Source organism: Flagellimonas okinawensis, assembly GCF_029194005.1.
Taxonomy (GTDB): domain Bacteria; phylum Bacteroidota; class Bacteroidia; order Flavobacteriales; family Flavobacteriaceae; genus Flagellimonas; species Flagellimonas okinawensis.
This window is the reverse complement of record NZ_JARFVA010000014.1, coordinates 1-1,908: the sequence shown is the minus strand read 5'-3', so window position 1 is coordinate 1,908 and position 1,908 is coordinate 1. Positions and strand designations below refer to the sequence as shown.

The following is a 1,908-nucleotide window of genomic DNA, read 5'->3' as shown; positions in this document are numbered from 1 at the left end:
ACACGTCGAACATCACGGCCAACACGAACAATATTGCCACGAACACTTCCGATATCTCGGACAACGCAAGTGATATAGCAACGAACACCGCTGCGATCACAACAAATGCCACGGCCATTTCAGCCAACGCGACCGACATTGCGGACCATATCGCGGCTGATGCCGATACCAACATTGGAAATGAATACAATACAGGAAGTGGTATCACAGGAGGTAATCTTGAAATAACAGACGGAGGTGGAACAGAGTCTGTTAATCTAATCAGTACCGATGCGAACAACAACATAACTGCAGGGTCTGATGGTGCACTATATTTGAATGTGGCTTCGGTATCCATTGCAGAGACCAATACAACATTGTCCTTTGATGGTTCGACGAACGCTTTGACCTATACCAATGAATTGGGCAACAATCCAGGAGTGGATTTATCAAGCCTTGACGACAGTGCAGGAGTGGCGGCCAATGCCTCGGCCATCACAACGAACGCCACTAACATATCGGACAATGCATCCGATATAGCAACAAATACCGCTGCGATTTCGACCAACGCTTCGAATATCACTTCGAACACTTCGAACATCACGGCCAACACGAACAATATTGCCACGAACGCTTCCGATATCTCGGACAACGTTACGGACATCTCGACCAATACGGGCAACATCACAACCAATGCCACGAACATATCTGACAACGCATCCGATATAGCAACGAACACCGCTGCGATCACAACAAATGCCACGGCCATTTCAGCCAACGCTACCGACATTTCTGACCATATCGCCGCGGACGGTGACCTTTCCTCGACCAACGAGATCCAGAACATCGAGCAAGTACTTACAGAAAGCAACGATGCGAACGGATTGGTGATCACCGGTCTAGGGACACCGACAGCTGGTAGCGATGCAGCGACCAAAGCCTATGTCGACAGCATGGCCGATGACGATATCACGGGAGCTTCCTTGGACGCTCCGAGCAACGTATTGACGATCAGCGAGGGCACGGCCGATGTTACGGTGGACCTTAGCGACCTTGACGACAGTGCAGGAGTGGCGGCCAACGCCTCGGCCATCACAACGAACGCTTCGAACATTACTTCGAACACTTCGAACATCACGGCCAACACGAACAATATTGCCACGAACGCTTCCGATATCTCGGACAACGCAAGTGATATCGCCACGAACACCGCTGCGATTACAACGAACGCTACGGCCATTTCAGCCAATGCTACCGATATTGCAGACCATATCGCGGCTGATGCCGATACCAACATTGGCAATGAATATAATACAGGCAGTGGTATCACAGGAGGTAATCTTGAAATAACAGACGGAGGTGGAACAGAGTCCGTTAATCTGATCAGTTCCGATGCGAACAACAACATAACCGCAGGGTCTGATGGGGCACTTTATTTGAATGTAGCCTCGGTATCCATTGCAGAGACCAATACAACATTGTCCTTTGATGGTTCGACGAACGCTTTGACCTATACCAATGAATTGGGCAACAATCCAGGAGTGGATTTATCAAGCCTTGACGACAGTGCAGGAGTGGCAGCCAACGCCTCGGCCATCACAACAAATGCCACGAACATCTCGGACAACGCATCCGATATAGAAACGAATACCGCTGCGATCACAACAAATGCCACGGCCATTTCAGCCAATGCGACCGACATTGCGGACCATATCGCCGCGGACGGTGACCTATCCTCGACCAACGAGATCCAGAACATCGAGCAAGTACTTACAGAAAGCAACGATGCGAACGGATTGGTGATCACCGGTCTCGGGACACCGACAGCTGGTAGCGATGCCGCGACCAAAGCCTATGTCGACAGCATGGCCGATGACGATATCACGGGAGCTTCCTTGGACGCTCCGAGCAACGTATTGACGATCAGCG

1 protein-coding gene is annotated in these 1,908 nt (G+C 50.6%); it reads left to right on the top strand.

Annotated features, from left to right (window positions below; all coding sequences use genetic code 11):
* The coding region (locus PY091_RS18650) for a beta strand repeat-containing protein (protein ID WP_275650982.1) at positions 1-1,908 on the top strand (1,908 nt) is incomplete at both ends.